Origin of the sequence: Kitasatospora sp. NPDC097605, assembly GCF_040302725.1 — a bacterium.
GTDB lineage: Bacteria > Actinomycetota > Actinomycetes > Streptomycetales > Streptomycetaceae > Kitasatospora.
This window is the reverse complement of the sequence record NZ_JBEOSF010000015.1, coordinates 95,638-121,990: the sequence shown is the minus strand read 5'-3', so window position 1 is coordinate 121,990 and position 26,353 is coordinate 95,638. Positions and strand designations below refer to the sequence as shown.

19 protein-coding genes and 1 pseudogene are annotated in these 26,353 nt (G+C 73.1%); 15 read left to right on the top strand and 5 right to left on the bottom strand.

The window, feature by feature from the left end; genetic code table 11:
* Positions 1–62: 62 nt before the first annotated feature.
* Both ABTX81_RS19005 and ppgK read left to right on the top strand, forming a co-directional pair.
* Positions 63–1,040, top strand: a complete 978-nt coding sequence (locus tag ABTX81_RS19005) for a 4-hydroxy-3-methylbut-2-enyl diphosphate reductase (protein WP_350546909.1) — start codon at positions 63–65, stop codon at positions 1,038–1,040.
* A gap of 199 nt (positions 1,041–1,239) precedes the next feature.
* Positions 1,240–1,986 carry a polyphosphate--glucose phosphotransferase gene (gene ppgK / locus ABTX81_RS19000; protein ID WP_350546907.1) on the top strand — a complete coding sequence of 249 codons (747 nt, stop codon included), beginning with the start codon at positions 1,240–1,242 and terminating at the stop codon, positions 1,984–1,986.
* 36 nt (positions 1,987–2,022) lie between these two features.
* Here the strand turns inward: ppgK and ABTX81_RS18995 are convergent, their stop codons facing one another.
* On the bottom strand, positions 2,023–2,463 hold the full coding sequence (locus ABTX81_RS18995) for a DUF6542 domain-containing protein (protein ID WP_350546905.1): 441 nt from the start codon (positions 2,461–2,463) through the stop codon (positions 2,023–2,025).
* A 528-nt stretch (positions 2,464–2,991) separates the two neighbouring features.
* On the opposite strand from ABTX81_RS18995, the gene ychF reads away from it, so the two are divergent.
* Positions 2,992–4,065 (top strand): redox-regulated ATPase YchF, encoded by a 1,074-nt coding sequence (gene ychF, locus ABTX81_RS18990; protein WP_350546902.1) that lies wholly within the window; start codon positions 2,992–2,994, stop codon positions 4,063–4,065.
* An 83-nt stretch (positions 4,066–4,148) separates the two neighbouring features.
* Here the strand turns inward: ychF and ABTX81_RS18985 are convergent, their stop codons facing one another.
* From ABTX81_RS18985 to ABTX81_RS39670, 3 genes and pseudogenes are all read right to left on the bottom strand, one after another.
* A complete protein-coding gene (locus ABTX81_RS18985; protein WP_350546900.1) occupies positions 4,149–4,427 on the bottom strand; it encodes a peptidoglycan-binding domain-containing protein in 279 nt (92 codons plus the stop codon).
* 120 nt (positions 4,428–4,547) lie between these two features.
* Positions 4,548–5,204 carry an HAD-IA family hydrolase gene (locus ABTX81_RS18980; RefSeq protein ID WP_350546898.1) on the bottom strand — a complete coding sequence of 219 codons (657 nt, stop codon included), beginning with the start codon at positions 5,202–5,204 and terminating at the stop codon, positions 4,548–4,550.
* A 56-nt stretch (positions 5,205–5,260) separates the two neighbouring features.
* Positions 5,261–6,417 (bottom strand): annotated as a pseudogene (locus tag ABTX81_RS39670) (dihydrofolate reductase family protein).
* A gap of 177 nt (positions 6,418–6,594) precedes the next feature.
* Here ABTX81_RS39670 and ABTX81_RS18965 point away from each other — a divergent pair.
* The 8 genes from ABTX81_RS18965 (at position 6,595) to ABTX81_RS18930 (ending at position 19,000) form a co-directional block, all read left to right on the top strand.
* On the top strand, positions 6,595–7,974 hold the full coding sequence (locus ABTX81_RS18965; protein WP_350546892.1) for a hypothetical protein: 1,380 nt from the start codon (positions 6,595–6,597) through the stop codon (positions 7,972–7,974).
* 170 nt (positions 7,975–8,144) lie between these two features.
* Positions 8,145–8,960 carry a methyltransferase domain-containing protein gene (locus ABTX81_RS18960; RefSeq protein ID WP_350546889.1) on the top strand — a complete coding sequence of 272 codons (816 nt, stop codon included), beginning with the start codon at positions 8,145–8,147 and terminating at the stop codon, positions 8,958–8,960.
* Positions 8,961–9,159: 199 nt separating this feature from the next.
* The gene (locus ABTX81_RS18955) at positions 9,160–10,644 is read left to right on the top strand and encodes a DUF4190 domain-containing protein (protein WP_350546887.1); all 1,485 of its coding nucleotides are present in this window, start codon (positions 9,160–9,162) and stop codon (positions 10,642–10,644) included.
* Between the two features lie 28 nt (positions 10,645–10,672).
* Positions 10,673–10,855 (top strand): SPOR domain-containing protein, encoded by a 183-nt coding sequence (locus ABTX81_RS18950; protein ID WP_350546884.1) that lies wholly within the window; start codon positions 10,673–10,675, stop codon positions 10,853–10,855.
* A gap of 25 nt (positions 10,856–10,880) precedes the next feature.
* Entirely contained in the window at positions 10,881–11,318 is a 438-nt protein-coding gene (locus tag ABTX81_RS18945; protein WP_350546881.1) for a (deoxy)nucleoside triphosphate pyrophosphohydrolase, read from the top strand.
* 234 nt (positions 11,319–11,552) lie between these two features.
* Entirely contained in the window at positions 11,553–14,351 is a 2,799-nt protein-coding gene (locus tag ABTX81_RS18940) for a SpoIIE family protein phosphatase (protein WP_350546878.1), read from the top strand.
* Positions 14,352–14,550: 199 nt separating this feature from the next.
* Positions 14,551–17,157 carry a SpoIIE family protein phosphatase gene (locus ABTX81_RS18935; RefSeq protein ID WP_502892805.1) on the top strand — a complete coding sequence of 869 codons (2,607 nt, stop codon included), beginning with the start codon at positions 14,551–14,553 and terminating at the stop codon, positions 17,155–17,157.
* 100 nt (positions 17,158–17,257) lie between these two features.
* Positions 17,258–19,000: an ABC transporter family substrate-binding protein gene (locus ABTX81_RS18930; protein WP_350546875.1), complete on the top strand. Its 1,743-nt coding sequence runs from the start codon at positions 17,258–17,260 to the stop codon at positions 18,998–19,000.
* On the opposite strand, the gene ABTX81_RS18925 is transcribed toward ABTX81_RS18930, so the two are convergent.
* Positions 18,997–20,133, bottom strand: a complete 1,137-nt coding sequence (locus tag ABTX81_RS18925; RefSeq protein ID WP_350546873.1) for a tetratricopeptide repeat protein — start codon at positions 20,131–20,133, stop codon at positions 18,997–18,999. The genes ABTX81_RS18930 and ABTX81_RS18925 overlap by 4 nt on opposite strands.
* A gap of 252 nt (positions 20,134–20,385) precedes the next feature.
* Here ABTX81_RS18925 and typA point away from each other — a divergent pair, with 252 nt between their 5' ends.
* The 4 genes from typA (at position 20,386) to ABTX81_RS18905 (ending at position 26,334) form a co-directional block, all read left to right on the top strand.
* Positions 20,386–22,290 carry a translational GTPase TypA gene (gene typA / locus ABTX81_RS18920; RefSeq protein ID WP_350546871.1) on the top strand — a complete coding sequence of 635 codons (1,905 nt, stop codon included), beginning with the start codon at positions 20,386–20,388 and terminating at the stop codon, positions 22,288–22,290.
* Positions 22,291–22,732: 442 nt separating this feature from the next.
* Complete coding sequence (locus ABTX81_RS18915; protein ID WP_350546869.1) at positions 22,733–24,367, top strand: peptide ABC transporter substrate-binding protein; 1,635 nt, start codon at positions 22,733–22,735, stop codon at positions 24,365–24,367.
* Positions 24,368–24,458: 91 nt separating this feature from the next.
* Positions 24,459–25,403, top strand: coding sequence for an ABC transporter permease (locus ABTX81_RS18910; protein WP_350546867.1), 945 nt, complete (start codon positions 24,459–24,461; stop codon positions 25,401–25,403).
* The gene (locus ABTX81_RS18905) at positions 25,396–26,334 is read left to right on the top strand and encodes an ABC transporter permease (protein ID WP_350546864.1); all 939 of its coding nucleotides are present in this window, start codon (positions 25,396–25,398) and stop codon (positions 26,332–26,334) included. Before ABTX81_RS18910 ends, ABTX81_RS18905 begins: the two co-directional genes overlap by 8 nt.
* Positions 26,335–26,353: the final 19 nt, after the last annotated feature.

Below are 26,353 nucleotides of genomic sequence, written 5' to 3'. Positions count from 1 at the left end.
CCGCTTCCGGCGGGAACGCGGCTCCCGTCGGCGCGGCCGTGCCGCGCCCGTACGATGGAGCCATGTCCTCCAACACCGCGCAGCGCCGTGTCCTGCTCGCCGCCCCCCGGGGCTACTGCGCGGGCGTCGACCGCGCCGTGATCGCCGTGGAGAAGGCCCTGGAGCAGTACGGGGCCCCCATCTACGTCCGCAAGCAGATCGTCCACAACAAGTACGTGGTGCAGACCCTGGAGAAGAAGGGCGCGATCTTCGTCGACGAGACGGAGGAGGTGCCCGAGGGCTCGATCGTGGTCTTCTCGGCCCACGGCGTCGCGCCTTCGGTGCACGACGAGGCCCGGGCCGGCAAGCTCGCCACCGTCGACGCGACCTGCCCGCTGGTGACCAAGGTGCACAAGGAGGCCGTGCGCTTCGCCGACGAGGGCTACGACATCCTGCTGGTGGGCCACGAGGGCCACGAGGAGGTCATCGGCACGATGGGCGAGGCCCCGGACCGGATCCACCTGGTGGACGGTGCCGAGGACGTCGCCGACGTGCGGGTCCGCGACGAGTCCAAGGTCGTCTGGCTCTCCCAGACCACGCTCTCGGTGGACGAGACCATGGCCACCGTCGGCGAGCTGAAGAAGCGCTTCCCGCTGCTGGTCAGCCCGCCCAGCGACGACATCTGCTACGCGACCCAGAACCGCCAGGTCGCGGTCAAGCAGATGGCCCCGGAGACCGACCTGCTGATCGTGGTCGGCTCGAAGAACTCCTCCAACTCCGTCCGCCTGGTCGAGGTCGGCCTGGAGTACGGCGCCAAGGCCGCCCACCTGGTGGACTTCGCCGAGGAGATCCGCGAGGAGTGGCTGGAGGGCGTCACCACGGTCGGCCTGACCAGCGGCGCCTCGGTGCCGGAGATCCTGGTCGAGGGCGTGCTGGAGTGGCTGGCCGCGCGCGGCTACGACGAGGTCTCCACCGTCAAGACCGCCGAGGAGCACCTGGTCTTCTCGCTGCCCAAGGAGCTCCGCCGCGACCTGCGGGCCGAGGCCGCCGGCAAGCTGTAGGGCGTGTTCCGGCGGCCGCCGGCGAGCTGTGGGCGGCCGCGGGCCCGTTCGGCCGTTCGGCGCAGGACCCGGTGACCCGTTCGGGTGCCGGGTCCTCCGCTGTGCGGGGCCGGGCGGGTTCTCGTAGGTTCGGTGCAGGGGCAGGTTCTGTGCGTTCTGTGCACAGGCCTGTGGACAACTTCGGCGGAGGGCGGTCGTCATGACGGCGGTATTCGGTGTGGACATCGGCGGGTCGGGCATCAAGGGCGCCCCCGTCGACCTCGCCCGGGGCGTGCTCGCCCAGGAGCGGCACAAGGTCCTCACCCCGCAGCCCTCCTCCCCGGAGGCCGTGGTCGCCGCCGTCCGCGAGGTGGTCCGCCACTTCGGCCACCGGGGCCCGGTGGGCCTGACCTTCCCCGGGGTGGTCGTCGACGGCCGCACCACGACCGCCGCCAACGTCGACAAGGGCTGGGTCGGCCTGGACGCCGCCGGCCTGTTCCGCGAGGCGCTCGACCTGCCGGCCGTGGTGCTCAACGACGCCGACGCGGCCGGCCTCGCCGAGACCGCCCACGGCGCCGGCCGCGGCCGGTCCGGGGTGGTCCTGGTGCTCACCTTCGGCACCGGTATCGGCAGTGCCCTGTTCGTGGACGGCGTGCTGGTGCCCAACACCGAGCTCGGCCACCTGGAACTGCGCGGCAAGGACGCCGAACGGCGGGCCTCCTCGGCGGCCAAGGAGCGGCACGGGCTGAGCTGGACCCAGTGGGCCGGCCGGGTGGACGAGTACCTGGACCTGGTGGAGATGCTGTTCTCGCCGCAGCTGATCGTGATCGGCGGTGGGGTGAGCCGCAAGCACGAGAAGTTCCTGCCGCTGCTGCGCGAGCGCGTGGCCCGGGTCGTCCCGGCGGAGCTGCGCAACGACGCCGGCATCGTCGGCGCGGCCATGGCGGCGGCCCGCGCCACGGCCTGACCCCCCGGCCCGCCGCTGCCCGGCGGGCGCGGAGGATCAGCGCGCGCGGTGGATCCGGCGCTGGGCGACGAACCGGGCCAGCACGATCGCGGCGGCCAGCCCGGTGCCCGTGAACAGCCAGCCGGAACGGGTGGCCAGGTTGGTCGCCAGCGCCACCAGCTGGGCCGTCACCCCGGTGGAGGTGACCGGGCCGAACAGCAGCAGCGCGGCCGCGAAGGCGATCGGTCCGCTGATCGGCGCGGCCAGCAGGTCGACGTACCGGACCCGGACCGCCAGCTGGAAGCAGACCAGCAGGTAGCCGGTGCCGAACAGGATCCCGGGCTCGCCGAAGAGCAGCCGGTCCAGGCCCGCCACCGCCACCGTCGCCGCCACCGCGAGCACCCCGGTGCCGACCGCGGTCAGCCGGGCCGGCCGGCCGGTGCGCCGGCGGCCGTAGAGCCGGCCGGCGATCCGGGGCCGGTCCGGCGGTCCGGACACGGGGCGTAGCCGGGAGCCGGGGCCGCCGGACCGCCCCGAGGCCTTCCCGGCGGCCTTCCCGGGGCTCCTCCCACGGGCCCTCGCGGCCGGGTCGGCCGGTTCCCCCGCGCTCTCGCGGGCCCGGCCCGGCCCGGGGACGGCGGCCCCGGCCGCGCCGTTCGGCGGTCGGCGTCTGGGCCCTGGCGGCTGGGTACGGATGCTCTGCTCCACCCACCCAACGTACGGTCCGATCATCGCCACACTGTGTAATGGGCCGTCGGGGCTCGGTCCGTGTCTCCGGACGGCGTATTGATGTGACCGGCGCTCAACTGTCCGGGGGGAACGCGTGACCAGCGGATTCCCGTTCGAACCGCGCCGTCGCCCCGGGGCGGGCGTCCCGGCGGGCGTGGAGGGTTCCCGGTGCCGCTCCGGCGCCTTCCCGGTGCCGCCGCCGGGGGCGGCGGACGGCCGACCCGCTGCCCGTAGACTGGGGGATCGGCCCGGCGTCCGGGCCGGCCCAACTCCTCCAAGCCCACGGGACTGCGCTTCATGTCGCTCACGATCGGAATCGTCGGCCTGCCGAACGTCGGCAAGTCGACCCTGTTCAACGCCCTGACCAAGAACGACGTGCTGGCGGCCAACTACCCGTTCGCCACCATCGAGCCCAACGTCGGCGTCGTCGGCGTCCCGGACGAGCGGCTGAACAAGCTCGCCGAGATCTTCGGCTCGCAGCGCATCCTCCCGGCCACCGTCGACTTCGTCGACATCGCGGGCATCGTCCGCGGCGCCAGCGAGGGCGAGGGCCTGGGCAACAAGTTCCTCGCGAACATCCGCGAGTCGGACGCCATCTGCCAGGTCGTGCGTGCCTTCACCGACCCCGACGTGGTCCACGTGGACGGCAAGGTGTCCCCGAAGGACGACATCGAGACCATCCACACCGAGCTGATCCTGGCCGACCTGCAGACCATCGAGAAGGTGCTGCCCCGGCTCCAGAAGGAGGCGCGCCTCAAGAAGGACACCGCCCCCGTCCTGGCCGCCGCCGAGGCCGCCCAGGCGATCCTGGAGACCGGCAAGACCCTCTTCGAGGCCGGCTTCGACACCGCCCCGATCCGCGAGCTGCACCTGCTGACCGCCAAGCCGTTCCTCTACGTCTTCAACGTCGACGAGGACGAGCTGGGCGACGAGGCCTTCAAGCAGGCCCAGCGCGAGCTGGTCGCCCCGGCCGAGGCGATCTTCCTCAACGCCAAGATCGAGTCCGAGCTGATCGAGCTGGACGACGACGAGGCCCTGGAGCTCCTCCAGTCGATGGGCCAGGAGGAGCCCGGCCTCGCCACCCTCGCCCGCGTCGGCTTCGACACCCTCGGCCTGCAGACCTACCTCACCGCCGGCCCCAAGGAAGCCCGCGCCTGGACCATCAAGAAGGGCGCCACCGCCCCCGAGGCGGCCGGTGTGATCCACACCGACTTCCAGAAGGGCTTCATCAAGGCCGAGGTCATCTCCTTCACCGACCTCGTCGAGACCGGCTCCCTCACCGAGGCCCGCGCCAAGGGCAAGGCCCGCATCGAGGGCAAGGAATACATCATGCAGGACGGCGACGTCGTGGAGTTCCGCTTCAACGTCTGACACCACCGAAAGAGGCCGCCCGGCGCGCGCGAAAGCGTGCTCGGGCGGCCTCTCGGCGTTTCCGGCGGCATCCGGCGCGCCATTCAGCAGGCGAATCCGGGGGAGTTCGAGAAGAACGTCAGGAACGACCAGGTCTGGGGCCCGATGATGCCGTCCACGGTGATTTTGGCGCACACCTGGAAACGCCTGGTCGCGGCGTCCGTGACGGGGCCGAATACGCCGTCCACGACGAGTGGCTCCCCGGTCAGCGAGGAATTGAGGTAACACTGCGCCTGTTTCACCGTGTCCCCCGACGATCCCTGCTTGAGGGTGGGACGGGCGTTGGTGAAGTTGCAGCGCTGGGTCGGCTGGGTGTCTGTCACCTTCGGAATTCCTTTCCGATCGCACCCGGACGGGCGGACGGGCCTTTCCGGGGGTGTTTCCAGAGAAGCACAGGTCCTGGAGGGGCGCAGCGCACGCGGGCGGGGGTCCCGCCGTCGGGGTCAGGCGAGGGTGACGGTGAGGGCGCCGGCGGGGCCCGGGGTGATGGTGAGGGATTCGAGGGTGGGGGCGTGGGCGGTGGGGTGGTGGGCGGCGGCGCGGGGGCCGATGCCTATGACCGGGACGCCGGCGGCGTGGGCGGCGGCGATGCCGGCTTCGGAGTCCTCGAAGGCGAGGCAGTCGGCGGGGGCGAGGCCGAGGGCGGCGGCGCCCTTGAGGAAGCCCTCGGGGTCGGGCTTGCTGGCGCCGACGGACTCGGCGGTGACCAGGACCGGCGGCAGGGGGAGGCCGGCGGCGGCCATCCGGACGCGGGCGAGCGGGGCGTCGGCGGAGGTGACCAGGGCGTGCGGGAGGCCGGCCAGGGCGGCGAGGAAGGCGGGGGCGCCGGGGATCGGGACGACGCCCTCGGTGTCGGCCTTCTCCGCGGCGAGCATCAGGTCGTTCTCGGCGAGGTTGACCTCCACCGGGCGGTCGGGCAGCAGGACGGCCATGGTGGCGTGGCCCTGGCGGCCGTGGGCGACGCGCAGCACCTCGGCCGGGTCGAGGCCGTTCGCCCCGGCCCAGCGGCGCCAGCAGCGTTCGACCACGGCGTCGGAGTTGACCAGGGTGCCGTCCATGTCGAGGAGGAGGGCGCGGGGGGTGAAGGTCGTCGCGGGCACGGGGCGGCTCCAGGGGGGAGTCGGAGGAGATTGTTCAACAAGGGTACAAAAGAGGTTCAGCCCAGCAGGTGCGCGTTGACCGCGCGGGCCTCCTCGGCCAGCTCGGGCAGCTCCACCAGCTCGACGCCGGCCGCCTCCAGCCGGGCTGCGCCCCGGGTCTCGGCGACGAAGGTGGACGGCTCGCGCCAGGCCACCACCACCCGGGGGACGCCGGCTGCGATCAGCAGCTCGGCGCAGGGCACCGGGCGGGAGGCACGCTGCCCGCAGGGCTCCAGGGAGCTGTAGACGGTCGCCCCGCGCAGCCGGGGGTCGCCGGCCGGGAGCTTGCCGAGGGCGGCCTCCTCGGCGTGGTCGTGGCCGTCCGTCTCGCGGCTGAACCCCTCGGCCAGCACCGTGCCGTCGGCGGCCACGATCACCGCGCCGACCGAGAAGGCGGTCTCCGAGGGCGGGCAGCGGCGGGAGAGCTCGACGGCCCGGCGCAGGAAGGACAGGTCGGCGGGCCGCGGGTCGGCGGGGCGCGGGTCGGTCACGGGGCGGACTCCTTCGGGGCGTACCTGAGCAGGACGACGTCGCCCACCGTACGGGCCTCCAGCAGCCGCATCCGCCGGGCCGGGCCGCCGGGGAAGTCCGCCGGGCCGACGAACCGCGGTGCCCGCTCCTGGCCGACCAGCAGCGGGGCCACCACCAGCTGGAGCTCGTCCGCCAGCCCCTGGGCCAGGAACTGGGTGTGCACCCCGCTGCCGCCCTCGACCATCAGCCGCCGCACCCCGCGCGCGCCGAGGTCGTCCAGCACCGTGCCCAGCTCCACCGCCGCACCGAGCGCCACCACCTCGGCCAGCCCGTCCAGCGCCGGGCGCAGCACGGCGGCCCCGGCGTCCGTGGTGTAGGCGAGCCGCTCGCCGCCGGTGTGCCAGAACCGCAGCGAGCGGTCCAGCCGGCCGCTCGCGCTGAGCGTCACCTTCAGCGGGTGCTCCGGGCGGCCCGCCGCGCGCCGGGCGGCCCGCCGGCCGGGGTCGTTGACCAGCAGCCGGGGGTTGTCCGCGCGCAGGGTGTTGCCGCCGACCAGGATCGCGTCGCTCGCGGCCCGCTCGGCGTCCACCCGGTCGAAGTCGGCCGGGCCGGAGAGCAGCAGCCGCTCGGGGGAGGCGTCGTCGAGGTGCCCGTCGAGCGACATCGCGGCGCTCAGCAGGACGAAGGGGCGCGGCGCGGGCATGGTGGGAACCGTTCTGTGAGGCGGCTGCCCGTCCAACGGTACGGCGCGGGCGTCGCGCGGAGGACGGACGAGGGCTGGTGTTCGCCGGACGGCCCGCTGCCGTCGGGGCGGCGTTGGCCGACGGGCCCCACCCTGGTCCGGACCTCGCACCGCCCCCCACATCGAAGGGCAGTCACCGTGTCCCGTCCCTCCCGCCGCCTGCTGCCGCCGGCCGTCGCCACCGCCGCCCTGTCGCTGCTCGCGCTGCCGGCCGGTCCCGCCGCCGCCGTGACCTACGGCACCCCGACGATCACGCTCTCCGCCGCCTACCTGTCCGGCGCGGTCGGTGCCACCGGCGACCCGACGGTCACCGTCACGGTCGCCCAGAGCGGGGCCCCGGTCTCCTCGCTCACCGTCGCCGCCACCGCCAGCACCCGCACCGCCGTGGCCAGGACCGGGGACGTCACCGTCACCGGCACCGGCTCCGCGCGCACCCTCGCGGTCGCCGCGCAGGGCGTCGGCTACACCGACCTCACCGTCAAGGTCACCGGGCTGGGCGGCAAGACGGCGTCGAAGACGCTGCACTACGCGGCCTCGGCGGCGGTGGGGTTCTCGGCGGACAGCCGCTACCTGACCGGCTCCAGCGACGCCTCGGCGGCGGTGGACGCGGGCAACGGGTACATCGTGGTGGCCGACGACGAGTCCAACATGCTGCGGCTGTACGACCGCAACGCCTCCGGCGCCCCGGTGCGCACCTGGGACTTCTCCTCCGCGCTCGGCGTCACCAAGGAGATCGACATCGAGGGCGCCACCCGGGTCGGCGACACCGTCTACTGGACCGGCTCGCTGGGCAACAACAAGGACGGCGAGATCAAGACCGCCCGGCACACCGTGTTCGCCACCACGGTCACCGGCTCGGGCGCCACCACCCAGCTGTCGTTGGCCGGTTCCTCCACCGTCCTGCGGAACGACCTGGTCAACTGGGACAAGGCGCACGGCAACCGCTACGGCTTCGCGGCCGGCTCGGCGGCCGGGCAGGTGCCCAAGCAGGTCGACGGCTTCAACGTCGAGGGCCTGGAGTTCGCGCCGGGCAGCACCACCACCGCGTACGTGGGCTTCCGCGCGCCGCTCACCCCGGCGGTCACCGGCGGCCGGGCGCTGATCGTCCCGGTCACCAACTTCCCGTCGCTGTTCAGCGGTTCGCACGCCACCTTCGGCGAGCCGATCGAGCTGGACCTCGGCGGGCTCTCGGTGCGCGACCTGCGGCGCAACGCGCTCGGCCAGTACCTGATCGTGGCCGGCTCCTGGGCGGCGGACGACAACTCGGACCCGTACGCGCTCTACCGCTGGGACGGGCAGCCCGGCTCGCAGCCGGTCAAGCTGCTCGACCTGCCGACCTCCGACGCGGGCGGCTGGGAGGCCGCGCCGGACGTCCCGGACCTCACCGCCCCCGGCGCCCGGGTGCAGCTGATCACCGACGACGGCTCGGCCGTGCTCTACAACGACGGCATCGAGGCCAAGGACCTCGTCAACCCGGAGTTCAAGAAGTCCCGGACCACCTGGTTCACCGTCAACTAGGCCTCCTCGGCAGGGAACCCGGCCCCTGCGGACGATGCCTCGTCCGCACGGGGGCCGTCGCGTCGCCCGCGAACCGTGGTCGGTATGTGAGACGAATCTTCTTGGAATGCGGGATGAGGAGTAGCGTCGGAGGCGTTGGGAGACCGGTCGATCCAGAGGGGGACGCCACCATGACCGCACCGAAGCCCGTCGTCTACACCCACGGCCACCAGGAGTCCGTGCTGCGCTCGCACCGCTCCCGGACCGTCGAGAACTCCGCCGCCTATCTGCGCGACCGGCTGAAGCCCGGACAGGCCGTGCTGGACATCGGCTGCGGCCCCGGCACGATCACCGCCGACCTGGCCGAACTGGTCGGGCCGGACGGCCGGGTGGTGGCCGCCGACACCTCCGGTGAGGTGCTGGAGACGGCCGCCGGGTTCGTCGCCGGGCGGGGCCTGTCCAACGTCGTGTTCGAGGTCGCCGACGTGCACCGGCTGCCGTATGCGGACGGGGAGTTCGACGTGGTGCACGCCCACCAGGTGCTGCAGCACGTGGCCGATCCGGTCGGTGCGCTGCGCGAGCTGCGCCGGGTCACCGCCTCGGGCGGCGTGGTCGCCGTCCGGGACGTCGACTACGCGACCATGGCCTGGTACCCGGAGGTGCCCGAGCTGGACCGCTGGCTGGAGCTGTACCGGCGGATCGCCCGGCAGAACGGCGGCGAGCCGGACGCCGGACGGCGGCTGCTGTCCTGGGCCAGGGAGGCCGGCTTCACCGACATCACCGCCACGTCGAGCACCTGGACGTACACGACGCCCGAGCAGCGCGCGTGGTGGGGCGGGATGTGGGCGGACCGGATCACGGACTCCGCCATCGCGCGGACGGCGGTGGCCGAGGGGTACGCGGACGAGGCCGGACTGGCCCGGATCTCGGCCGGGTGGCGGGAGTGGGCGGACGCCGGGGACGGGTGGTTCGCGATGGTGCACGGCGAGGTGCTGGCCCGGCGCTGAGGCGGGGCGTGGTGGTGCGGTGAGGGGATGGTTCGTGCGGAGGGGAAAAGGTGCGCGGGTGTTTCACAAGATCCGGTAGAGTCGCGCGCCTGTTCCCCTGCCCGACGGCCCGCCGCGGTGATCCGCCCGCGGGCTCCGTCGGTCGTCGTCCTGCCTGCCGAGCCGTCGCCCGCCGTCCGCGGGCCGTGGGAGATCGCACGTGTCCAAGCCCGAGTCCGACGCCGCCGTCCCCGAGCCCGAGCCGGTGGAGCGGGTCGAACTGACCAAGCCGGCGGCCGTGCCCGCGCCGGAGGCCGAGCCCGTGTCAGAGGCCGAGCCGGCGCCGGAGGCCGAGCCCGTGTCAGAGACCGGGCCGGCGCCTGCGCCGACACCTGAGGCCGCGCCCGCCGCAGAGCCGGCCCCGGCCCCGGCCCCGGCCGCGGCGCCCACGCCGCCCCCCGCGCCCAGCCCCTGGGCGGCGCCCGCCCCGGGCGCCGCCCCCACCGCACCGCCGCCCGGCGCCGACCCGTGGGCCCCTCCCCCCGGTGTGCTGCAGCCGCCGCCCTTCGACCCCGACCAGCCGCGCCTCACCGGCTGGGCGGCGGTCACCCCGGGCGCCCACTCCGGCTTCCAGCCCGGCTACCCCTACCCCGCCGCCCCGACGACGACCAACGGCTTCTCGGTCGCCGCGCTGGTCACCGGCCTGCTCTGCATGTGGCCGCTGGCGCTCGTCTTCGCGATCGTCGCACTGGTCCAGATCCCCAAGCGCAACGAGAAGGGCCGCGGCATGGCGGTCACCGGCCTGGTGACCGGTGTCCTCGGGGCGATCGTCATGCTGTTCGCTTTCATCGGCCTCGTCGCCGCCGGCTTCGACGAGGAGCGGTACGGGGACACCCCGCTGGGCGCCCCGAAGGGGTCGGTGTCCATCGACGACCTGGTGACCGGTGACTGCTTCAACGAGCCGCCGACCAGCCCCGGGAAGGACCCCGAGTCCACGAGCCTCTACTGGGTGCGGGTGGTGCCCTGCTCGTCGCCGCACCACGGCGAGGTCGCCGGCTTCTCCGACATCGCGGGCCGCGGTCCCGCCGAGTACCCCACCAGGACCGAGATCGAGAAGTCCGCCGCGCGGCTCTGCAACCCGGTGCGCGACGACTACGCCCTCGACCCCTGGCTCGTCCCCGACGGCATGGAGGACTCCTACTACTACCCGAGCCACAACGGCTGGGCGTCCGGCGACCGCCGGCTGACCTGCACCTTCCAGGACTCGACGAGGACGCACACCGGCAGCGTCCGCACCGACCGGACCAAGCTCACCCAGGCCCAGCGCACCTATCTGGACGCCGCGCAGGCCTACAACGGCGCGCTCGCCGTCCAGCCGGAGGGCGAGGCCGACGAGGAGCCGGCCGAGTACCGGACCTGGGCGAAGACGATGGCCGGGGCCTGCCGAAAGGAGGTCAAGGACCTGTCGGCCAACGGCGTCGACTGGCCGGCCGGGGCCCGGGCCAAGCTGATCGAGATGGGCGCGATCAAGCTGGACGAGGCCAACGCCTGGGACACCGTCGCCAAGTCCGGCGACGAGCAGACGCTCGGCCGCGAGATGCAGAAGGTGGAGGCGCTGTCCGCCAAGAGCAGCGCGCTCGCGGTGGAGATCCGGCGCGAGCTGGGGCTGTCGACGGGCGAGCAGGCCTCCGACATCCGGGTCTGATCGCACGACACGCCCTAACCTGGGCGGCATGGACACCTACCGGGTGATGCGGCAGGACGACAACGGCAACCGCTTTCCGGTCGTCGGGGGGATCGGGCGGGAGGCGGCCGAGCGGCTCGCGGCCGAGTTCGAGGCGCGCGGCCACAAGCAGCTGTACTGGGTCGAGGCCGAGCCCGCCGGCGCCTCCGAGGCGCGGGGCCCGCGCGCCTGACGGACACGCCCTAAGGTCGACGTCCATGGACAGGACCATCGACCAGCCGACCGCCGCCGGCGGCGCGGCGGAGAACCGGATCGTCGTCGGCGGCGCGCTGATCCACCGGGGGCGGGTGCTCGCCGCCCGGCGCAGCGCGCCCGCCGAGGTGGCGGGGCGCTGGGAGTTCCCGGGCGGCAAGGCCGAGCCGGGCGAGACCGAGACCGAGGCGCTGGAGCGCGAGCTGATGGAGGAGCTGGGCGTCCGGGCCCGGGCGCTCACCCGGCTGCCCGGCGCCTGGCTGGTGCGCCCGGGCCTGGAGCTGCGGCTCTGGGCGGCCGAGCTGCTCGCCGGGGACCCGCGCCCGCTGCAGGACCACGACGAACTGCGCTGGCTCGGCCCCACCGAGCTGGCCGACGTCGAGTGGCTGGAGCACGACCGCGAGGTGCTGCCCGAGGTCGCCCGCCTGCTGACCGCCCCCTGAACGCACCCCCGGCGCGGCGCGCGCCGGCGGATGGTACCGGCCCGCGCCGGCGAACCGCCGTGCCGCGCCCGCGAACGACGCGTGGGAGCGACGGATCGGGCAAATCGGAAAAGCCGGTGCGACCGTCGGGATAGCCTTGGTCCTGCTGGGTATGTCACTTTTCGGCACTATTCGTCACCATCGGTGAGCCGTCCCAGCCGGCGACCGATCCGAGCAGAGCCGGAGGCCCCGTCGGTGTCGAATAGCGGGTACGGCGGCGGGGGAGCGAGACGGGCGGGCGCCGGGGGAGGCGCCGGAGCCCGCGCCCGGCTGCGCCTCGGCGCGAACCGTGCGAGCGGCGGGCGCGCCGACACCCGGGCCGCCCGGGAGCGGTCGGCCGGGCGCCGCCGGGGCGAGGGCGCGCCCGAGGGGGTGTCGGCCGCCCAGCCGGTGCAGCCCGCTCCGTCACTCACCGTGCCCGACGCGGCCCCGTCGGCCGGTCTGCGCAGCCGCCCCGGCCGGGCGTTCCCGGGCGGCCCGCGCGCCGCCGCGGAGGCCTCCGCCGGCGGGGGCGGCGACCGCGCGGGCGGCAGCCTCTTCGACGTGGTCCGGGTGGCCATCGCGATCCTGGACACCGCGGGCCGCGTGGTGCTCTGGAGCCCGGCCGCCGAGGAACTGCTCGGCTGGCCGAACGAACTGCTGGTCGGCCGGCGGATCGACACCCTGGTCCCCGACGAGGAGCAGGTGGCCCGGATCCGGACCGCGATCCAGGAGACCCTGCGGCACGGCCGCTGGTCCGGGCCGGCCGAACTGCGCGACCGCGAGGGCGCCCCGGTACTGGTGGACGCCCGGATCTCGCTCCTGGTGGACGGCGACGGCACCCCGTTCCTGCAGGTCAACCTGGCCGAGGCGGAGGCCGTCCGGGCGGTGGAGCGGGACCTCGCGGTGCGTGACGCGCTGTTCGAGCAGTCCCCGCTGGGCATCGCGATCCTCGACACCGAGCTGCGCTACACCGCCGTCAACCGGACCCTCGCCGAGATGAACGGCGTCGCGCCGGAGGACCACGTCGGGCGCACCGTCGGCGAGACCCTGCCCGAGCGGGCCGCCGACGAGATCACCGCGATCCAGCGCCAGGTGCTGGCCACCGGCGAGCCGGTCATCGACGTCACCCTCGCCTCGCCGATCACCGCCCGCTCCGGCTACCGCTCGGTCTCCTACAGCCGGATGACCGACCGCTCCGGCCGGGTCCTCGGCATCTCCGGCACCGTGATGGACGTCACCGAGCGTTACCGCGCGGTGGCCAAGGTCGAGCACGCCCGCCGCCGCCTCTCGCTGCTCAACGAGTTCGGCTCCCGGGTCGGCGACCTGCTGGACGCCTCGCGGATCGCCCAGGAGCTGGCGAGCGCGGTGGTGCCCCGGCTGACCGACCACGCCGCCGTCATCCTGCTGCAGGCCGTCGCGCACGGCGACGACCTGCCCCGGCACGGCCACGACCGCCGCACCTCGCTGCTCCAGCTCGGCACCGCCTCCGTCCAGGACGGCCCGGAGGTGGAGGTGATGCTGCGGCGCGGCGCCCGGATCACCTTCGCCGAGGACTCCGCCTGCGGCCGGGTGCTGCGCACCGGCGTCCCCGAGCTGCTCTCCGGCGCCGACCAGCTGAGCGACGTCACCTACGCCGGCGACCCGAAGATGCAGGCGGCGCACGACCTGGGCGTGCACTCCATGCTGGTGGTGCCGCTGCGCGCCCGGGGCATCGTGATCGGCCTGCTGCTGGTCAGCCGGGCCGGCTACCGCGAGGGCTTCGACCGCGACGACCTGGCGTTCACCGTCGAGCTGGCGGACCGGGCCGGCTCCTCGCTGGACAACGCCCGGCTGTACGCCCGCGAGCGCACCGCCGCCCTCACCCTCCAGCGCACCCTGCTGCCGCAGCAGGTGCCGCAGCCCACCGGCGTCGAGGTCGCCTACCGGTACGTGCCCGGCAGCAGCGGCACGGAGGTCGGCGGCGACTGGTTCGACGTCATCCCGCTGCCCGGCGACCGGACCGCGCTGGTGGTCGGCGACGTGATGGGCCACGGCCTGCGGGCCGCCGCGACGATGGGCCGGCTGCGCACCGCCGTCCGCGTGCTGGCCGCCCTCGACCTGCCGCCGGACGTGCTGCTGCGGCACGTCCACGAGCTGGCCGACGACCTCGCCCAGGGCCCGGACGAGGCGCTGCTCGCCACCTGCGTCTACGCGGTGTTCGATCCGGCCACCGCGACCCTGACCGCCGCCAAGGCCGGCCACATCCCGCCGGTGCTGGTGGTGCCGGGGGAGGGCGCGGACGGCCCGACCCGCAACGGCGGCCCGCTGCCCGGCGGCGACGGCCGGATCCTGGAGCTGCCCTCCGGCGCCCCGCTCGGGGTCGGCGGCGTCCCGTTCGAGGCGGTCGAGCTGAAGATCCCCGAGGGCAGCCTGCTGGCACTGTGCACCGACGGCCTGGTGGAGTCCCGGGACAAGGACCTCGACGTGGGCCTGGGCCGGCTGCTCACGGTGCTCCAGGAGCCCTACGCGTCGATCCAGGCGGCCTGCGAGGCGGTGCTGGACACCATGGAGCAGGGCCGCGAGCCGGACGACGTGGCCCTGCTGCTGGCCCGGCTCGGCCACGGCCAGGCCGGCACCCCGACGGCGGGCTGGACGCTGCCCGCCGAGCCGACCGCCGTCTCCCGGGCCCGCCGGCTGGTCCGCGCGACGCTGGCCGAGTGGGGCGTCGAGGAGCTGACCGACACCGCGGAACTGCTGGTCAGCGAGCTGGTCACGAACGCCGTCCGGTACGCGAGCGCGCCGATCGGGGTGCGGCTGACGCTCGGCGAGACGCTGCTCGTGGAGATCTCCGACCCGCTGCCGGACCCGCCGCGCGAGCGGCACGCGGCCGAGGCGGACGAGGGCGGCCGGGGGCTGGAACTGGTGACCAGGCTGGCCCTGCACTGGGGTGCCAGGGCGGAGGGGATGGGCAAGGTGGTCTGGTTCGAGCAGGCGCTGCCGGGCACCCCGGAGGCGGAGCTGGCCGGGGGCTGAGCGCGCCGGCGGGAGGGCCCGGGGGAGCGCGCGCCCCGGCAGGGGGCGCGAGCGTGGCATTGTGGTTGCGCGGGCGGTAGGACAAAAACCTTCGCCCGATCTGATGTTGTGATGTTGAGGGCGTGTGAACGTACCCCTCGATGATGAATACTCGGTCTTCTCGACATCCGGACGGTCGCGGGTTTGGAGGGGTCGGTCCGTGAACAGCACCCCGGCGCGCAATGCGCCGAGCAGCAGCGGTCATGCCGCTGTACCCGGGCAGGCCGGCGCCCAACGCGTGCCCGCCCCTGCCCACCACCACGTTCCCGCGCCCGCCCGCGCCCCGCGGCCGGCGGCCAAGGAGCGGCGGTGGGGTGCCGGGGATCCGGGCTCGATCTACGACTACATCCGGGTCGCCACCTTCGCCATCGGCCCCGACGGCCGGATCAGCCAGTGGAGCGACCGCGCGGCCGAGTTCTTCGGCGTCCCCGCCGTCGAGGCGGTCGGCGCCGACCCGGTGACCACCTTCGTGCCGCGCGAGCTCTGGCAGCGCGGCCGCACCCGGCTGGAACGCACCCTGGCCGGCGAGGAGTGGGTCGGCACCACCCCGTACCGGCACGCCGACGGCGGCGAGGGCCTCGCCGAGCTCTACCTGATGCCGGACAGCGAGCTGCCCGCCGCCGGCGCCACCTGCCTCGCGGTCGACCTCGGCCGGCTGCGCCGGATCGAGACGGATCTGGCCGCTTCGGAGGCGGTTTTCGGCCAGACCCCGACCGGCTTCGTCCTCTTCGACGACCGGCTCCGCCTCCAGCGCGTCAACGACGCCTTCGCCTCCGGGATGGGGCTCGCCCCCACCGACCTGGAGGGCCTCACCGCGCACGACATCTTCCCCGGCTCCGAGGCCGACCGGCTCACCGCCGCCCTGCGCAAGGTCCTCGCCAGCGGCGAGCCCGTCTTCGACCTGCGCTTCCACGCCGCCGTCCCGACCCGCGAGGGCAACCGGCTCTGGGCCGTCTCGCTCTACCGCCTCAACGGCGCGGCCGGCCAGCCGATGGGCGTCGCCGGACAGGTCTCCGACGTCACCAGCCGGCACGTCGCCGAGCGCGAGGCCGACGGCGTGCGCCGCAACCTCGCGCTGCTCAACGAGGCCAGCGCGCACATCGGCTCCACCCTCGACCTGGAGACCACCGCCAAGGAGCTGCTGGACGTCGTCGTCCCGCCGTTCTGCGACCTCGCCACCGTCGACCTCTACACCGCGCTGCTCTCCGGCGAGACCGTGCCCAGCGCCGGCCGGCTCGGCGACAACGTGCTCACCGACGGCAGCGGCGAACTGCGCCGGGTCGCCGTCTCCAGCGTGGTCGGCGGCGCCTCCTCGGTGCTCGGCTCGGTCACCGGCCTGCCCATCGCCGAGGCCGGCGGCACCCTCTGCTACCCGCGCCGCTCCCCGCACGCCCGGGCGCTGCGCACCGGCCGCAGCGTCGTCCCCGAGCCCGGACCCGACCCGCTGCTGCGCTCCACCCTGATCGTCCCGCTGGTCGCCCGCGACCAGGTGCTCGGCCTGGTCCAGCTCTCCCGGGCGATCGGCAGCGAGCCCTTCGACGCCCGCGACGTCGCGATCGCCGAGGAGCTGGTCGCCCGCGCCGCCGTCTGCATCGACAACGCCCGGCTCTACCGCCGCGAGCACGAGCGCGCGCTGATCCTCCAGCGCAGCCTGCTGCCCCCGGGCAACCCGGTCGCCAGCGGCCTGGAGATCGCCTGCCGCTACCTGCCCAGCAACAACAACACCGAGGTCGGCGGCGACTGGTTCGACGTCATCCCGCTGCCCGGCAACCGCACCGCCCTGGTCATCGGCGACGTCATGGGCCGCGGCCTGCGCGCCGCCGTCGCGATGGGCCAGCTGCGCACCGCCGTGCGCACCCTGGCCATGCTCGACCTGGAACCCGGCGAGGTGCTCGCCGCGCTCGACGAGATCGCCCGCGGCCTCGGCGACGACACCGCGCCGACCGGGCGCTCCAACCCGTACGGGCGGCTGACCTCCACCGCCGACGAGGAGGCCCGCGAGGTCTACCTGGCCACCTGCGTCTACGCCGTGTACGACGCCGTCACCCGGCGCTGCACCTTCGCCAACGCCGGCCACCTGCCGCCCGTCCTGCTCGGCCCCGGCGAGCCCGCCCGGATGCTGGACGTGCCGCCCGGCCTGCCGCTCGGCGTCGGCGGCGAGCCCTTCGAGGAGGTCGAGCTGACCCTCCCGGACGGCGCCGTGCTCGGCCTCTACACCGACGGCCTGGTGGAGAGCCGCAAGCACCAGCTGGACGAGGGCCTGAAGGCCTTCCGCACCGCGCTCTCCGACGGCGGCAAGGGCCTGGAGGACCTCTGCGACCACGTCCTCGGCGAGCTCAACCCGCACCACGGCGAGGACGACATCGCCCTGCTGATGGCCAAGGTGCACGCCTTCCCGGACGACGCCGTCGGCCAGTGGTTCCTGCCGCCCGAGCCCACCTCGGTCGCCAAGGCCCGCGAGGCCGCGTGCAGCTGGCTGCTCGCCCGGGGCCTGGACGAGCTGGTCGACACCACCGAGCTGCTGGTCAGCGAGCTGGTCACCAACGCGCTGCGGCACGGCCGGGGCGAGATCCGGCTGCGGCTGCTGCGCGACCGGACCATGGTCTGCGAGGTCTGGGACGACGGGTACGCCCAGCCCCGGCAGCGGCGCGCCCACGAGACCGACGAGGGCGGGCGCGGACTCCAGCTGGTCAGCCTGCTCGCCGAACGCTGGGGCAGCCGGCGCACGCCCAAGGGCAAGATCGTCTGGTTCGAGCTGGGGCTGTAGCGCCCGGACCTGTCCCGCGTACCGCTGATCGGGTGCTGTCGGCCGGACGGGCGTCGTGTCGGGGCCGCCGGGTGCCCGGGGGCGGCGTTCGATGGCCGCCATGCCCGCCCGCCCCCCTGTCGCAGCCGCCGCGCTGCTGCTCGCCCTCGGTGCCACGGCCGGCTGCTTCGGCGGCTCCGCCCCCGCCCGCACCGGCGGGACGCCCGACCCCGTGCCGCCCGCCCCGCCCGTCGTCACCGGCGACGTCCGCCCGGTCGACCGGGCCGCCGTCCGCGACGGCGGCACCCTGCGCTGGGCCGTCGACGCCGTCCCGCCCACCCTGAACGTCTTCCAGCCCGCCGCCACCGCCGAGTCCGCGCTGCTCGCGCACGCCCTCTACCCCGCGCTGTTCCGGCCGGACGCGCACGGCGAGTGGACGCCGGACCCGGACTACCTGGCCGCCGCCGAGTCCACCCCGCCCGGACAGCTGCCCCAGGTGGTCACCTACCACCTCAACCCGCGGGCCCTGTGGAGCGACGGCACCCCGCTCTCCGCCGCCGACCTCATCGCCCAGCGGGCCGCCCTCTCCGGCCTGGACGCCGCGTACCCCGCGGCCCGCCCCGCCGGGTACGCGGCCGTCGACTCCATCGTCCAGGGCGCCGACCCGCACGAGGTCAGGGTCACCTTCCGGCAGCCCTGCGGCGAGTGGCAGGCCCTGTTCGGCCCGCTCTACCCGGCCGCCGAGACCGCCACCGCCATCGCCTTCGGCCGCCCGCTGCCCGGCGGCACCGCCCATCCGACGGCCGGCCCGTTCCTGGTCGACGGCTACGACCCGGTGGGCGGGAAGGCCACCCTGGTCCGCAACCCGTTCTGGTGGGGTGATCCGGCCAAGGCGGACCGGATCGAGTTCCTCGCCGTCCCGGCCGAGCGGCGGACCGAGGAGCTGGCCCGGGGTCGGCTCGACCTCGCCCCGCTGACCGCGGCGGTCGAGCACGCCGGGGCGGACACCGCCGAGGCGCTGCGCCGGGCCGCGGCGCTGCCCGGCGTCACCCTGCACCGCGCCGCCGGGGCCGGCCTCGCCCAGCTCACCCTGAACGCCGCCCGCGACCCGCTCACCGACCCGGTGCTGCGCCGCGCGCTGGCCCGCGCCGTCGACCGGCGGCACGCCGCCGACGCCGCGCTGACCCCGTTCGGGCTGCCCGCCGCGCCGCTCGGCCACCACCTGCTGGCCGGCGACCAGCCCGGCTACCGGGACGACGCCGACGCGCTGGGCGGCGCCGATCCCGGGCGGATGCTGGACACGGCCGGCTGGAAGCGCCCCGCCGCCGGCGCCACCCGCGCCCGGGGCGGCCGCGAACTGGCGCTCACCCTGCTGGTCCCGGCCGGCTCGGCGACCCTGCGGCGGGCGGCCGACGCGGTGGCGGCGGACCTCGGCGCGGCCGGGGCGGCCGTCCGGGTCACCGAGGCGCCGGCGGACGCCTTCCTCCGCGACCACCTGGCCACCGGGGACTTCGACCTCGCGCTGTTCTCCTGGCCCGCCGGCCCCGCCCCGGCCGGCGAGCAGCGGCCCGTCTACGCCAAGCCCCGCCCCGGCCCGGACGGCGCCCCGGTGGCCGGCCGCAACTACGCGCGGGCCGGGACGGAGGAGATCGACCGCCTCTTCGACCGCGCCGCCGCCGAACCCGACCCGCCCGCCCGCCGCTCCCTGCTCCAGGAGGCCGACGTGCGGATCTGGCAGCTGGGCCACTCGGTGCCGCTCTTCCAACGCCCCGAGGCACTGGCGGTCCGCGCCGGCGTGATCGGCCCCGCCGTCCGCGGCCTCGCCCGCCCCCGCCTCCAGGACCTCGGCTGGTCGGCGCTCTAGCGGACCTCGACGGGCCGCTCCAGCATCCGCTCCACGTCGGCGATCCGGGTGAGGCCCGGGCACTCCCGGCGGGCGCGGGCGAGCGCCTTTCCGGCCTGCTCGGGCTTCCCCGTCGCGATCAGGGCGGCGGCCAGTGAGCAGTTGGCTTGGGCCCGCCAGAACGAGGAGAGGTAGGCCTCGCCCGCGAGACGGCGGGCGGCGTGGACGGCCGTCCGCGGATCACCGGTGAAGCGGGCGAGGTCGGCCGCCGACACGATGGCGCGGAGCTTGGCCCGCTCGTTGTGGCCGAACACCTCCAGGGCCGGGCCGAGCAGCGCCCCGGCCCTGGCCGGGGTCAGTTCCCCGCTGTCGGCGCGGCCCACGGTCACCATGGCGGCGACGACCTGCGCCTGAGTGGGGTCGCAGCCTTGCGCCAGGGCCAGCTCGACGACCCGGTCGGCCTCGTCGTGGCGGCCCTCGGCGAGCGCCACCCCGGCGGCCGTGAGGCGGGTGCTAGGCGCCCGGGCCGGGGCGGGTGCGTCCAGCGCGGCGCGCGCCTCGGGGATCCGGCCGCGCCACAGCAGCCGTTCGGCCGTGATGTCGTGGGCCGACCAGAGGTGGTGGTCCAGGGCGGCGGGGCAGAAGGGCAGGACGAGGACGGCCCAGACCGAGTTGACCGGCGACGGCACCCCGAGGAGCACCAGGAGAACGAGGGTGGAGAGCAGGCCGAGCCCGATGCCCCGGGGCACGCCGGTGAAGGAGATCGCGAGCCAGGCCCCGAGCCCGCCGTGCACGGCGAGCCAGCCGGCCGAGCAGCCCCAGAGCCGCAGCCTCGGGGCCCGGACGGGCAGCAGGCCCCAGTTGAGGCGCAGGCCGCTGGTGGGCCGCAGCCCCAGGGTGACCGGGACCCCGGCGACCGTCCCCTGCCACAGCACCCGCCCCCAGCCGTAGGAGACACCGAGCAACCGTCCCCCGCCCAGCCGGTGGGTGAGGAGGAGCCAGAGGTCGGAGAGCGGCTCCTGGCCCAGCAGGGTGCCGATCAGGAAGCCGAGGGCGGTCCACGGCGGGAGGCCGCGGTCGACCACGGCGGACAGGGCCGTGATGCCGGCGGCGAGGAAGGCCCCGGGGAGGACGAAGCGCAGGCGTTGGATCACGGCCGAAGCCTGGCGGAGCCGGAACGCCGGGTGAAAGGGAAGTGACCGAGCTGTGATCTTGGTCCCGCGCGTCCTGCCCGTTTCGGCCTCGCTGGGCGGTTCCCCGTACGATAGGAGGAAGCCGTGGCATGTCCTGCCCGGCGGGTGGACCGGTAGTAGCAGGCGGAACGGGTGGTGGCGGCCGTAGGGGTCGCAAGTGCGCGTCACGCAGCCGGGCGCCGTAACCCACGATTCCAGGAGAATCCGCTAGGCATGCCCACGCGCAACGACATCCGTAACGTCGCCATCGTCGCCCACGTCGACCACGGCAAGACCACCCTGGTCGACGCCATGCTCAAGCAGGCCGGTGCCTTCGCCGCCCACCAGCAGCTGGACGACCGGATGATGGACTCCAACGACCTGGAGCGTGAGAAGGGCATCACCATTCTCGCGAAGAACACCGCGGTCAAGTACCACCCGAAGGACGGTGGCGCGCCGATCACCATCAACATCATCGACACCCCGGGCCACGCCGACTTCGGTGGCGAGGTCGAGCGCGGTCTGTCGATGGTGGACGCGGTCGTCCTGCTGGTCGACGCCTCCGAGGGCCCGCTGCCGCAGACCCGCTTCGTGCTCCGCAAGGCGCTCACCGCGCGGCTGCCCGTCATCCTCTGCATCAACAAGACCGACCGTCCGGACGCCCGGATCGACGAGGTCATCAACGAGACCTACGACCTGTTCCTCGACCTGGACGCGGACGAGGACCAGATCGAGTTCCCGATCGTCTACGCCTGCGCCCGTGACGGCGTCGCCTCGCTGACCAAGCCGGAGAACGGCACCGTTCCGGCCGACAGCGACAACCTGGAGCCGTTCTTCTCCACCATCCTGGAGCACGTCCCGGCCCCGACCTACGACGCCGAGGCCCCGCTGCAGGCGCACGTCACCAACCTGGACGCCGACAACTTCCTCGGCCGCATCGCGCTGCTCCGCGTCGAGCAGGGCGAGCTGCGCAAGGGCCAGACGGTGGCCTGGATCAAGCGCGACGGCTCCATCTCGAACGTCCGCATCTCCGAGCTGCTGATGACCGAGGCGCTCACCCGCAAGCCGGCCGAGGTGGCGGGCCCCGGTGACATCTGCGCCGTCGCCGGCATCGCCGACATCATGATCGGCGAGACCCTCGCCGACCCCGAGAACCCGATCGCGCTGCCGCTGATCACGGTGGACGAGCCGGCCATCTCGATGACCATCGGCACCAACACCTCGCCGCTGGTCGGCCGGGGCGGCAGCGGCAAGGGCGCGGACGCCAAGTCCGGCGGCAAGGTCGACCGCAAGGTCACCGCCCGCCAGGTGAAGGACCGCCTGGACCGCGAGCTGATCGGTAACGTCTCGCTGCGCGTCCTGGACACCGAGCGCCCGGACGCCTGGGAGGTGCAGGGCCGCGGTGAGCTGGCGCTGGCCATCCTGATCGAGACCATGCGCCGCGAGGGCTTCGAGCTGACCGTCGGCAAGCCGCAGGTGGTCACCAAGGAGGTCAACGGCAAGACCCACGAGCCGGTCGAGCGCCTGACCGTGGACGTGCCCGAGGAGCACATGGGCGCCGTCACCCAGCTGATGGGCATCCGCAAGGGCCGGATGGACAACATGTCCAACCACGGCTCGGGCTGGGTCCGGATGGAGTTCGTCGTCCCGTCCCGCGGTCTGATCGGCTTCCGGACCGAGTTCCTCACCAACACCCGCGGCACCGGCATCGCGCACTCGATCCACGAGGGCCACGAGCCGTGGTTCGGCCAGCTGACCACCCGCAACAACGGCTCGCTGGTCGCCGACCGCGCCGGCGTGGTCACCGCCTTCGCGATGACCAACCTGCAGGAGCGCGGCGTGCTCTTCTGCGAGCCGGGCACCGAGGTGTACGAGGGCATGATCGTCGGCGAGAACTCGCGCTCCGACGACATGGACGTCAACATCACCAAGGAGAAGAAGCTCACCAACATGCGGTCCTCGACCGCCGACGTGGCCGAGTCGATCGTCCCGCCGCGCAAGCTCTCGCTGGAGCAGTCGCTGGAGTTCTGCCGCGAGGACGAGTGCATCGAGGTGACCCCGGAGACGGTTCGCATCCGTAAGGTCGTCCTGGACCAGAAGGACCGCGGCCGTACCGCGTCGCGCGCCAAGAAGGCCTGAATCACCGCGTTCTGAGCCGTCCCGGCGGTGCTTTGGCCGGAAACGTTCGCCCCCCTTTCCGATGGAGAGGGGGGCGAACTTTTTCAACTACTCCACGCTGTCGACGCGCGTATAAACGGAATAGCGCCTATCACGCCAAGGTGTCCGCTGAGCGAACGTGACAGTCCGTCATTCATGACGACTGTCCGGTTGATGCCTGTCTGAGTATGTCTCATATGTCCGATTTTCGAAACTTACCGACCGTTCATGTGACCTAATTGAGATCGGCAGTGGTCACTTTCGTGTCCGTGCGTGACACATAGTGGGTGCAGTCAGGCTCGGGTCAAGGGTGAACGCGCAGGGGTGCGCGCCGAAACCACGAGCGCGGACGGCACGGCGGACCGGATCAACCCGCCCGCGGTGCTCTCCTCGTTGGAAAGTCGAATTCAGGAGGCATCCCCCCATGCGTGGTGCAACCCAGACCAAGTGGATCGTCGCGGCGACCGCGATCGCCCTCGCGGCGACCGCCTGCAGCACCAGCTCGAAGAGCGACGACAAGGCCGCCAGTGGCGGCGGCTCGATCGCCGTTCAGCTCGGTGAGCCGCAGCACGGCCTGGTCCCGCAGAACACCGCGGAGTCCGAGGGTGCCGAGGTCCTGAACGCGCTGTTCGCCGGCCTGGTCGAGTACGACAACAAGACCAACGAGCCGAAGCTGCGCGTCGCCGAGTCGATCGAGTCCCCGGACAGCAAGGTCTGGACGATCAAGCTCAAGGACGGCTACACCTTCCACAACGGTGAGAAGGTCACCGCCCAGTCCTTCGTGGACGCCTGGAACTGGGGCGCCAACCAGGAGAACGCGGCCGAGGGCCTGCCGTTCTTCGCCAAGATCGACGGCTCCGCCGACCTCGCCCCGGGCAAGGACAAGAAGCCGACCGCCGACAAGCTCAAGGGCCTGCAGGTCGTCGACGACAAGACCTTCACCGTCACCCTGACCAACCCGTTCTCCCAGTTCAAGACCATGCTGGGCTACAACGCCTTCTACCCGCTGCCGAAGGCCTTCTTCCAGGACCAGAAGTCCTTCGAGGACGCCCCCATCGGCAACGGCCCGTTCCAGATGGACGGCAAGTGGGAGCACAACAAGCAGATCAAGGTCAAGCGCTTCGACAACTTCCCGGCCGCTGACGGCAAGGCGAAGCTGCAGGGCGTCACCTTCAAGATCTACGACAACCTGGACACCGCGTACAACGACCTGCGCGCCGACAACATCCAGGCCACCGACAAGCTCCCGATCTCGGCCATGGGCACCGTCAAGGGCGAGTTCGGCGACCGCTACATCTACAAGCCGGAGTCGGGCGTCGGCTACATCGGCTTCCCGATCTCCACCAACCCGGCCGCCTACGGCAAGCCCGAGATCCGCAAGGCGATCTCGATGGCGATCGACCGGGAGTCGATCACCAAGACCATCTTCTCGGGCACCCGTGTCCCGGCCGACGACTTCATCAACCCGCTGATCCCGGGCTACCGCAAGGGCGCCATGGGCGACGCGGCGAAGTACGACCCGGCCAAGGCCAAGCAGCTGTTCGACACCGCCGGCGGTGTCCCGAACAACACCATCGAGCTGGGCTACAACGCCGACGGCGGCCACAAGGAGTGGATCGAGGCCGTCGCCAACCAGCTGAAGAAGAACCTCGGCGTCGAGGTCACCACCAAGCCGTTCGAGAAGTTCGGCAAGATCCTGGACGCGCTGGGCGAGAAGCAGTACTCCGGTGCCTTCCGCATGGCGTGGTCGATGGACTACCCGTCGATCGAGAACTACGAGCGCCCGATCTTCTCCAAGGTCGCGATCGAGAACGGCTCGAACTACGGCGGTTACGTCAACGAGCAGTTCGAGACGCTGCTGGACCAGGCCGACCAGGCGAAGTCCCCGGAGGAGGGCCTGAAGCTGTACCAGCAGGCCGATGACGTCCTGATCCAGGACCTCCCCTACATCCCGGTCTACACCTACATGTCCTCCGCCGCGTACTCCAAGAAGATCAAGAACTTCGACACCGACGCCCAGGGTCGCATGAACCTGGACGAGGTCGAGCTCGCCGGCTGATCTGAGACGCAGACGTTAGGGGGCGGGTGGAGACCGGACCACAGTCCGGCTCCCCCCGCCTCCCTTCCTTGTCCGAAAGTGTGGAGGTCTAATGGGCCGCTATGTGATCCGCCGACTGATACAGGCGATCCCTGTCCTTATCGGCGCGACGCTGCTGATCTACGCGTTGGTCCACTACCTGCCCGGTGATCCGGTGCAGGCGCTGGCCGGCGAGAAGCGAGCCGACCCGGTCGTCGCGGACATGATCCGCGAGAAGTACCACCTGAACGACCCGTTCCTCGTTCAGTACTGGAACTACATCACCGGTGTCTTCCAGGGCGACCTGGGAGAGAGCCTGACCGGTCGCTCGGTGAGCGAAATGATCGGGGACGCCTTCCCGTACACCGTCAACCTCGCCCTGGTGGCCTTCGTCATCGAGGCGGTCGTGGGTGTCGCGGCCGGTGTCATGGCGGCCCTGCGCAAGGGGAAGTTCCTGGACCAGCTGGTCCTCATCAGCACGCTGCTGGTCATCTCGATCCCGGTCTTCGTCACCGGCTTCGTGCTGCAGCTCGTGCTCGGCGTCAAGCTGAAGAACGACTACGGCATCGAGATCTTCTCGGTGTCCTTCAACGAGGAGGACGGGCTCCGGGCGTACCTGCTTCCGGCCTTCGTCCTCGCCTCGATGTCGCTGGCGTACGTCGCCCGCCTGACCCGCACCAGCCTGATGGAGACCATGCGCGCGGACTACGTCCGCACCGCGGTCGCCAAGGGCCTGAAGCGGCGCCGGGTGATCGGCCGCCACGCGCTGCGCAACGCGCTGATCCCGATCGTCACCTTCCTGGGCGCCGACCTCGGCGGTCTCATGGGCGGTGCGGTCATCACCGAGCGGATCTTCAACATCCACGGCATCGGCGGCCTGCTCGCCCAGTCCGTGTACCAGAAGCAGGGCACGATCATCGTCGGCGTCGTGACGCTGCTGGTGCTGATCTACCTGATCACCACCCTGCTCGTGGACCTGCTGTACGCCGTGCTCGACCCGAGGATCCGCTATGAGTGACACCATCACCAAGGGCCCCGAGGCCCCCTCCGACGACAACGGCGCCAAGGGCGCGGCGAAGGCCCAGAAGCCCGAGCGCGTCGCGAGCCTCTGGTCGGACGCGCTGCGCGACCTGCGCCGCAACCCCGTCTTCATCATCGGCGCGGTGCTGGTGTTCTGCCTGCTGGTCATCTCCGCGGTGCCCCAGCTGTTCACCGACGGCAGCCCGTTCGAGGGCGGTGCCTGCGACCTGGCCAACTCGCTGCAGCGGCCGAGCGCCGAGCACTGGTTCGGCTTCGACGTCCAGGGCTGCGACATCTACACCCGCACCGTCTGGGGCGCCCGCAACTCGGTCACCGTCGGCGTGCTGACCACCCTCACGGTCACCGTGGTGGGCTCCCTGCTCGGCCTGCTGGCCGGCTGGAAGGGCGGGATCGTCGACTCGATCCTGTCCCGCTTCACCGAGATCTTCTTCTCGATCCCGCTGCTGCTCGGCGGCATGCTGATCATGTCGATGCTCGGCACCGGCAACGCCTACACCGTCTCGCTGGTCATGGCCGTCCTCGGCTGGCCGCAGATCTTCCGCATCATGCGCGCCTCGGTGCTGGCCAACAAGAACAACGACTACGTGATGGCGGCCCGCGCGCTGGGCGCCGGCTCCGGCCGGATCACCTTCCGGCACATCCTGCCGAACGCCATCGCGCCGGTCATCGTCGTCGCCGCGATCTCCCTGGGTGTCTACATCGGTGCCGAGGCCGCGCTGTCCTACCTGGGCATCGGCGTCCAGCCGCCGCAGATCTCCTGGGGCCTGATGATCAGCGACGCCCAGCCCCGGTTCCTGAACGCCCCGCACGTCCTGCTCTTCCCGGCCGCCGTGCTGAGCGTCACCGTGCTGGCCTTCATCATGCTCGGCGACGCGGTCCGCGACGCCCTCGACCCGAAGCTCCGCTGAGAGAAGAGGTGACGACCCG

Bases quoted from the DNA above. Each gene is read 5' to 3' on its own strand.
- ABTX81_RS18915 (WP_350546869.1), top strand. From the start codon at position 22,733: ATGCGTGGTGCAACCCAGACCAAGTGGATCGTCGCGGCGACCGCGATC.
- ABTX81_RS18910 (WP_350546867.1), top strand. From the start codon at position 24,459: ATGGGCCGCTATGTGATCCGCCGACTGATACAGGCGATCCCTGTCCTT.
- ABTX81_RS18945 (WP_350546881.1), top strand. From the start codon at position 10,881: ATGGACAGGACCATCGACCAGCCGACCGCCGCCGGCGGCGCGGCGGAG.
- typA (WP_350546871.1), top strand. From the start codon at position 20,386: ATGCCCACGCGCAACGACATCCGTAACGTCGCCATCGTCGCCCACGTC.
- ABTX81_RS18950 (WP_350546884.1), top strand. From the start codon at position 10,673: ATGGACACCTACCGGGTGATGCGGCAGGACGACAACGGCAACCGCTTT.
- ABTX81_RS18960 (WP_350546889.1), top strand. From the start codon at position 8,145: ATGACCGCACCGAAGCCCGTCGTCTACACCCACGGCCACCAGGAGTCC.
- ABTX81_RS19005 (WP_350546909.1), top strand. From the start codon at position 63: ATGTCCTCCAACACCGCGCAGCGCCGTGTCCTGCTCGCCGCCCCCCGG.
- ychF (WP_350546902.1), top strand. From the start codon at position 2,992: ATGTCGCTCACGATCGGAATCGTCGGCCTGCCGAACGTCGGCAAGTCG.
- ABTX81_RS18905 (WP_350546864.1), top strand. From the start codon at position 25,396: ATGAGTGACACCATCACCAAGGGCCCCGAGGCCCCCTCCGACGACAAC.
- ppgK (WP_350546907.1), top strand. From the start codon at position 1,240: ATGACGGCGGTATTCGGTGTGGACATCGGCGGGTCGGGCATCAAGGGC.
- ABTX81_RS18930 (WP_350546875.1), top strand. From the start codon at position 17,258: ATGCCCGCCCGCCCCCCTGTCGCAGCCGCCGCGCTGCTGCTCGCCCTC.